At 55.4% G+C, this 7,776-nt stretch carries 8 protein-coding genes; 4 read left to right on the forward strand and 4 right to left on the reverse strand.

All coding sequences use genetic code 11. From position 1 onward, the window contains the following. The first annotated feature begins 746 nt into the window (after positions 1 to 746). Positions 747 to 1,073 (forward strand): hypothetical protein, encoded by a 327-nt coding sequence (locus tag DevBK_RS18740; protein ID WP_317186540.1) that lies wholly within the window; start codon positions 747 to 749, stop codon positions 1,071 to 1,073. A gap of 281 nt (positions 1,074 to 1,354) precedes the next feature. On the opposite strand, the gene DevBK_RS18745 is transcribed toward DevBK_RS18740, so the two are convergent. After that, positions 1,355 to 2,008, reverse strand: coding sequence for a CPBP family intramembrane glutamic endopeptidase (locus DevBK_RS18745; protein WP_317186541.1), 654 nt, complete (start codon positions 2,006 to 2,008; stop codon positions 1,355 to 1,357). Positions 2,009 to 2,426: 418 nt separating this feature from the next. On the opposite strand from DevBK_RS18745, the gene DevBK_RS21025 reads away from it, so the two are divergent. Then, positions 2,427 to 2,720: an HNH endonuclease gene (locus tag DevBK_RS21025; RefSeq protein ID WP_410494104.1), complete on the forward strand. Its 294-nt coding sequence runs from the start codon at positions 2,427 to 2,429 to the stop codon at positions 2,718 to 2,720. Positions 2,721 to 3,483: 763 nt separating this feature from the next. Here the strand turns inward: DevBK_RS21025 and DevBK_RS18750 are convergent. After that, a complete protein-coding gene (locus DevBK_RS18750) occupies positions 3,484 to 4,344 on the reverse strand; it encodes a zinc-binding alcohol dehydrogenase family protein (protein WP_317186542.1) in 861 nt (286 codons plus the stop codon). 153 nt (positions 4,345 to 4,497) lie between these two features. Here DevBK_RS18750 and DevBK_RS18755 point away from each other — a divergent pair, with 153 nt between their 5' ends. Next, positions 4,498 to 4,821 (forward strand): helix-turn-helix domain-containing protein, encoded by a 324-nt coding sequence (locus DevBK_RS18755; protein WP_317186543.1) that lies wholly within the window; start codon positions 4,498 to 4,500, stop codon positions 4,819 to 4,821. Positions 4,822 to 5,870: 1,049 nt separating this feature from the next. On the opposite strand, the gene DevBK_RS18760 is transcribed toward DevBK_RS18755, so the two are convergent. Then, the gene (locus DevBK_RS18760; RefSeq protein WP_317186544.1) at positions 5,871 to 6,647 is read right to left on the reverse strand and encodes a Crp/Fnr family transcriptional regulator; all 777 of its coding nucleotides are present in this window, start codon (positions 6,645 to 6,647) and stop codon (positions 5,871 to 5,873) included. Between the two features lie 190 nt (positions 6,648 to 6,837). Here DevBK_RS18760 and DevBK_RS18765 point away from each other — a divergent pair, with 190 nt between their 5' ends. Then, positions 6,838 to 7,092, forward strand: a complete 255-nt coding sequence (locus DevBK_RS18765; protein WP_410494098.1) for a DUF6894 family protein — start codon at positions 6,838 to 6,840, stop codon at positions 7,090 to 7,092. A 353-nt stretch (positions 7,093 to 7,445) separates the two neighbouring features. On the opposite strand, the gene DevBK_RS18770 is transcribed toward DevBK_RS18765, so the two are convergent. After that, positions 7,446 to 7,776 (reverse strand): ATP-binding protein (locus DevBK_RS18770; RefSeq protein WP_317186546.1); only part of this gene is annotated, 331 nt, incomplete at its 5' end.

A 7,776-nucleotide genomic window follows, 5' to 3' on the forward strand; every position in this document is an offset into this window, starting at 1 on the left:
AATGAACGGCCGCTCATCAACGCGGCTCCGGAGCACTCGGTTGTCTACACGAGACCGCAAGACGCCGACACCCACGCCCCTACTTAGGGTGGCAGGTTCCGAACTCTTGATGCCAAAAGCTGCAAATCTGCTTCCCACCCAGTTTTTGATGTGGCGGCGACCTAAGCGGACCGGCAGCTTTCGAGAAATTTAAAATGCGGTCCGAACGGCGGGAATGGGGCGCATAGCTGTCGGCATTGTCCTTTAACTCCTGGCAGCCTGGCTGATCATTGCCCTGTTGACACCGCAAGCCAACCCGGTTGTGTGGCTGCTGGCATGGAGCATGAACCAAGCTCGCTTTTAATAGTGGGCAGCAGCTACCGACGCCTATACGGTCTCGGCGCAAAGGGAATTTACTCCAAAGCGGACATCGAATTCACCAGCTGGTGCCGTGAGCGCTGCAAATAACCAGGCAGCATTTCTCGCGTCTTCGCAGTCAAAGAAATCCGGACAGATTTCGCCCGCCCTAAGGAACAGCGACGCGGTCATAAATCCGAGCACACTGGCGACCACAATAGAAGCGAGCAGAGATATGAGCGCAATTCCGACAAGGGCACTTCTCACTTCTGCCGCTTCCCCAGTGAAATTTGCGTAGCATTTATCCTGCACGAAGCCGCCAAGCCGAAATTGGTCCCGACAGCGGCGCAAGCTTGCGCCAAGCCGCCAAAGCAGCCACTTTCCCGTATGATTGCTCATGAGGGCGGTAGTTGAACAGGTTTTATATTGTCGTTGTCGGCTCAGTCATTCTGGGAGGCTGGTTGGGCTTCGCCCTGGCCGTAGAAATGTATAGGCCGGATGAGAAAAAAATTAGACAGATTGTTTCCGCAGAATATCTGAGAGAATGGTCAAGCTACACTAATTCACCGCCGATCAAACCCGACGACTGCTCGGTGGAGAAGGCTAGCTCTGATGAGCGGCGCCGGGGCGTATTTTTCATTGGTATCTGCAAGTCGGATTTCGACAACGTACCGGTAACATTCACGTTCGAACTCAGCGAGACTGCGCGCCTCGAGCGCTCAGAAAGATGGCCTTGATTGCTCGCTGCAACGCTGCGGACCGGGCTCGCTGAAAGAATCGATGGTCTGCCGTTCGCCAACTGACCAGCGGATGCCGTACCTCGGACCAATCCCAAAGCCGCTAGGCCTCCTCACATTCCCTTGCAGATGTAGCCGAGCCTCACCGCGAATGGCAGCTTCCGGGCATTGGCGATGAAACTTGGAACGACCGGAATGGGGCGCGTTTCCGACTTGCAGCTCCGGACCCCATCTAAGTCATAGCCTTAGTGGAACTACCCAAAAGCTGACGTGATGAAGCCTTAAGACGCTGGGGTTTGACTGAATAAACCCGATGTCGGGATCAGAATGGGCGCATTGACTAGCAAATGCAAAAGCATGCAGGCGATCAGGTTTCGCCTGCGCAGGTAAAGGGCATAGATCATTACCGTGCCGCTGCCATGATACAGCAGCCAACCCGGACCGAAAAAAGTCAGATGTGGGACAAGGAAGACCACGAAGCTCAGGGCCGGCCCAACCCACGTCGTCGATGTGATGTCGTTGATGCGCTCTATTGGGTAGCCGCGGAACAGAATTTCTTCCGTAATCGCCGTGGTAACTATCATTGCGAGCAGGACAGGAATTGGTAGCGCGATCACCGAGGCTGTCCCCGCGTCTTGCACTGGTGGCAGAAGCGTCATCGCAAGCCAGGACCATGCCATTGCTAGGCCCCAGTAAAACAGGGCGCTTTCGACATCTTTGCCGTTAGGGCGCTTGATCAGGATGGACGCAACAGACTTGCGCTCCACTAGCAGTACGAATGCCAAAAGTGCGCCCACAGCCAGCCAGTTCCACAAGATGATGGTGGATGGCCCCTCGAACCCGATGTCGACACCAAGAAGCCGATTGAGCGGGTTCACGTAATAGGGAAAGTAGCAAATCGCCAGACCGAACAAGACAACGGCTAGTGTGGACACAAATCGCTCATTCCCTCTGCTGTTCACATGGTGGATTATCGGCTTTGTGGTCGGGCTCTCGCCTAACGCACACGCAGGATGGCTGCTTTCCGCAATTAGACGCTAAAAAGCAGACCTGCCGCAACCCATCCCGCCTATGCCGTTTGCATGGTCGGCTGCCAACGGCAGCTTTTGGGTAATCGGCAGTGTGGCCTGAACGACCGGAATGGGGCGCGTTTCGGCACGTCAGCTAAAGAGTCGCGGTTCGGGCGTCCGCGTGGGCAGGCTTGCTTGTGATACATACCATCTGTACTCTGATCGAGCACACATCAGGGTTCGGGTATATGCCCGGTCCGTTGCACGCTCACAGCGGCCGAGTGCAGGGGCGCCTATGAAGGTCGCGGCAACTTTCTGGATCGTAATTGATCTTGGAAGTCTCATGCCAAAGCTCAGCAAGCTGCGTGATTACGCCTACAACCGCCAAGACGGAAAATGCTGGTATTGTGATTGCGCCATGCGCCCGGCGTCTGACCCAAGTCCACGTCGATGCACTGCAGAACACCTGCACGCGCGGTGCGACGGCGGAAAAGATGTTCCTCAAAACATCGTGGCAGCTTGTTGGCTCTGTAATAACCGGCGGCATCGGAGAAAGGCTCCAAAGACACCGGAAGACTACCGGAACTTCGTGCGTGAACGAGTTGCGCAGGGACGCTGGATCGTTTTCGACGCCTAACTAGGGCCATGACGTCCGCACATTTGATGTTTGCTTCTGGACGTCGGTACTCATGCCCGAACGACCGGATGGGGCGCATTGGCGAAACGCTGCCTTGGTCCTTGCAACCTGCAATACTCACCCGCCAATATCGATTCTCAATGCCGCTAAGACCAAATCACAGGAAACGATCGGTGAGTGGGCCCTTTGACGATCCTCGACTTCCTCACTTTTCGATTATGATGGACGACGGTCGGCTAGCGTGGCCGGTGGCCGAAGCTAACGGCGTAACTATTGAGGTCTTCTACTCTAGACTCAGCATCCGATGGCCGGCCGAGAAAGCCGCAACTTATCCTGCTCCACCTCGCCAGAGGAGATCGCCGCCACAACGTCCGTCGCTCAAGCTTTCAACGTACCTCGCCGACGGTCGATTGGCTTGGCCGGTCGCGGCATCAAGAGGCGTGAGCGAGACCCTATTCTATTTCCGGCTCAAGCAAGGGATGACGCCTGACCAAGTGGTGTTCACACCGGTGCTGCCACGGGGGTGGTCGAGCCGCCGAATGTTTTAGCAAGAACGTATCGCGGTCTTGGGAGGCCTGTTACGGCTGCTTTCAGGCAATCCGAGTCACAGTCCAAGTGACTGAAGTGGGGCGCAGAGCTGAACGACAGGTGCCGACCCCACTGTGGTCATTGAAGGCCCGAGGATCGCTTCCCAATAGCAGACATGGGCTGGCTGACTTGTTCCTTGGGCACCGATATGGCCCAAGGAACATGCTCTTCCTGATCAGGGAACGAGGACGATCTTGCCTTGCACTCCACCTGATGCAAGCAAATATAGGGCTTCGTTCGCCTGTTCGAGAACCAGCTTGTGAGCGATCACAGGACTAGTTCTGCCTGCGGCAACGTCGGCGAAAACCTTGTCTGCAGCGACGTTGAGATCGGTATCGGTGACGGTGTCCAAGCTGAGGGTGCTGATTGAGCGTGAACGCCTGAAGTCGCCAAACAAAGAACTCGCGAAGTCCGAAGGCGGCATCCCCGCAGAAATGCCAGCCATGACATATCGGCCATTGGCTCTGAGCTGCTCAATATGGGCGCCCGTGTCCGGGCCTGCAACGAGGTCGATGACGACGTCGGCTGGCACGGGCGGCATACTCTTCGCACATTCAATCACGGTGGCACCAAGGGCAGATGCCATCTGGACTGCAATATGGCCAATCCCGCCTTGTGCGCCACGCACGACGACGGTTTCGCCAGCGACCACCTGCGTTCTTGTGACACAAAAATGCGCCACCAGGGCATTAACCCCCGCTGCAACACCGGCTTCGAACGATAAATCGTCCGGCAGAGCAACGATCGTGGCAGCGCGAGTAACAACCTGCTCGGAGTAGCCACCAGCTTGTACGCGTGCGAACACACGTTGGCCGACCAGGTTGGGATCAACGTCGGGACCAGTTGAGGTGATAATGCCAGAGACCTCTATTCCGGGGATGAAGTCGGTTGGCATAACCTGCCGCATAATCAGGTCAACGCGACCGACGCCAATGGCACGCGCCTCGACCACAACCTCCCCTGCGCCCGCGACAGGCGGCGTAACCTCGACCATTTCAAGTTCGGCCTGCGGCCCTTTTGACACGATAGCTCTCATGCTGGCTTTTCCTTTGAACTCTGCATGAGTGGAGAGCTATATATTGTATACTAAGTGTACAAGAACGAGCCAGTGGGTCACATAGTAGCCATGACGATACCTCCACCTTTTGACGATCCTCCTCCTCAGTTGTCAGAAGGCGCGAGAAGCCTGATGGCGCATCTCTCTGAAAAATGGACCCTGCTGATCCTCGTACAGCTGTGCCACGGCCCGCTACGCTTCAATGCGCTGCGCCGATGTGTTGGCGACGTTACACCCAAGGCGCTGGCGCAGACCTTGCGGCGGCTTGAACGAAGCGGTCTCATCTTGCGTCAGATCGTTCCTGGATCGCCGCCCGGCGTGGAGTACAGTGGAACCGAACTTGGCTTTGCCTTGGCTCCTGCCATCAGGGCACTGGTGCAGTGGGCGTCGACAAATTTTGAAGAGATCGAGCAAGCGCAAGCGCGATACGACGCTAGCAACAGGGACGAGGAGTAGTGAGTAGTTCGGGAATGATGGAGCTCCGAGGTCTGCTTTCATGCTCACGCGGATGATAGCCGCCCTTCCGCAAACCACCCCGAAGGTGCCGGTCCGCAGCCGACCCCAAGACCGCCGTCCAAGCCTTCTTCTCGATTTCCTAATAGCTGCCACTCGTCACAGGCCACTCGGATGTCGATATCGAGTGGCTATCCTTGGCGTTGCGAACAACAAACCTCCGGCCTAGTGTCGGAGGCTAAACTTCGCACTTTAGATGCCGATTTATGTTGCGGTATCCCACCTGATCACACAATCCGATGTGCTTCCGCCCGCGTAAGTGCACAAAGAACACCGGGCCTTCACCGTGGACTGCAACGTGTAACCTTCGATGGCGGCTGCGGGGTAAAATCGCCCTCACCTTAAATTCATGCCTCAACAGATTTTTCTCAGAATTATCTGGGGGCAGGGGACGGAACAAGACCGATTCATCAAAGTTATCCAGCCGTCCCTCGGGTCCCACTGTCGATCCCTAGATGACGGAGGCTCCTGCCCGGGGGGCACCCAAGGATAATTCTCGGAACGCCCACACTGCCACAGGATTTAGTCGTGGTCTCCCCGGGTCTACTTCGCTTTATCCCCCAGATTGGCCGGAGTTACTTGGGGAGACGCCAAGGGGCGTTGGGCTGTCAGGCAATCGTAAGCTAGACTATGGCATCCTCCGTGTAACTGCGAGGTCACCTCAGGATGCCACCGGATCGCTTTAGCAAGGGTGCAATGATTGCTACGGGGATCACCGTAATCGTGGCACTGTGCGTTTTCAGCCTTCTGCTTTTTAACGCGTTCGCAAGGTTACTCCCATCCGAAGACGGGCCGTCGAGCGTGATGTCATACGACGAGCGGGTGGCCACGGAACGCTGACACTCGCTTAGGAAGAAGTTTGAGAGCGGCATTGCTGATCCCAAGGCGATTATGAGCTTCGCTGTGCAACGAACTCGGAATCGCTGGAGTGGGGTGGGCCGCCTCTTGAGCGTCAGTCAACACAGGATGGGTTGTCGAAATTTTTGAGCGGTCTATTTCACCGAAAATTTTGCAGAAACCATTGCGGCCCGCGCCTGAAAATCGCGAGCGATCCGAATGATTTCAGCGTCAAACATTGCCAATTCTGCCAAGGCGATGGGGCGAGGCAGGGTGACTTTTTGGCCATCGGTCATGACCAAATCCAAGCTTCGAAAATGCTGTAGCGTCCTGTTGAAGTGAACTGTGCTCATCCCGACGATGTCGGCAACTTCGCTCTGAACAAGGGGCAGTGTGAAAGTATTACCGTGAAGCATCCCCATCGCACTGAGGCGAGCAAAAATTTCGTAGAAGAAATAGGCGACACGCTCTTTCGCATTTCGTTGACCGAGAAGCAGCAGCCATTCTCTTGTAACAGCGTGACGAGTGAGCTCTTCATAAAACAGGGCCCGTTCAAGACGTGGCCGGTTCTCCAACAGCGCGATGAAACTGTTTCTGTCAATTGCGTGAGCCCAAAGCTCGGTGGCGGCGACAACGGAGTCCGTGGCGCCAAAGGGCATAACGATGCCCTTGTCGGTAAGCTCTCCCGGTAGAAGAATGGCACTGATCTGACGGCGGCCGTCTGGGAGAACACGCTGCCTTAGAGCCCAGCCAATTGCTGTCAGCCAAAGAACATCTGAGCGGTCACCCTGTTGGACCAGGGGATCGTGCTTATCGAAACGTATCGGGGGGCCAATGATATCCTGGAATGCCTCAATGTCGGCTTCCGGAATAGCGCCCGCACCCGAGAGCCTGTGTGCAAACAACCTGATGGTGGAATTGAGCTGGATCATCCAAATCCTTTCCCACCGTCGAAATATCCGCCTGTTATCTTTCGCAATCTAAACATAATTGAATTTTTTTAGGCCCACCAAACCCGCGAAGGTCAGATTGTCGCTTAGTTCACAAATTCAGCCTACCACCGCTTTTTAGTAACGTTCCATCCTAAGCGTGATACGATGAACCACAAAATGTGGATTTCTTATGCCTCGGTTTTACTTCGATACCGTCGAGAATGGTAATGTGTCTACTGACACGATGGGAACCGAACTTTCTTCACAAATCGAAATTTCCAAATCGGCCAGCCGATTTCTTGCCGAACTTGCCCAAGAGTTTCTGCTCCTACATTCAGGGGAAAAGCTTTCACTTGAGGTCCGTGTGCGGGATGAATTTGACACTGTGTTGCACGTTTCTTCCGTGATTTACCTTGCGAAGAACAATCTTTTAGACCCGCAATGAAGTGCGCTTGCCACCCCACCTTTGCAGTAAGCAGCGATGGGTATCCCAACGTTGCCCTAAATGCCTTTGGTCCTTCAATCAGTGCCGCCAGATTTGGTCTCTGGGATTCCCGTGTTTCGATAACCTACGTGTGTCGTTATTTTTTCCGGAGATGTCATAAGAGCCTGTGCGTTGGGGGCGGGTAACCATGAGACAGGTCATTGGTGGCGGTGCTTGCGGAGATATCCTGCGTTCAATCGGAACTTACTCGTCTCTGGGGGCCTCCGATGAGTGGCCTGGCTCACTGAGGGCGACGGTCTGTTGATTTCCGCCGAGAAGTGACCCGGGTTTTCCATTGAGAAGTGACCCGCCTTTTAGTTTTCTTTCGGGTCGGTTGTTGCGGTCAAGGGTCTAGGTTTCTCCTTTGGTTTCGGCGGGGGATGAGCAGAGCTGTTCTTGAAGCGGAAGCTGTCGTTTCCCGTCTCAAGGATGTGGCAGTGATGAGTGAGCCGGTCGAGCAGCGCCGTGGTCATCTTGGCGTCACCGAAGACGCTGGCCCATTCGCTAAAGCTGAGATTGGTGGTGATGACGACGCTGGTATGCTCGTAGAGCCTGCTGAGCAGGTGGAAGAGCAAGGCGCCACCTGAAGCGCTGAACGGCAGGTATCCCAGCTCGTCGAGAATGACGAGATCGGCATAAGCGAGG

The sequence above is a fragment of the Devosia sp. BK genome, assembly GCF_032907385.1.
Taxonomy (GTDB): domain Bacteria; phylum Pseudomonadota; class Alphaproteobacteria; order Rhizobiales; family Devosiaceae; genus Devosia.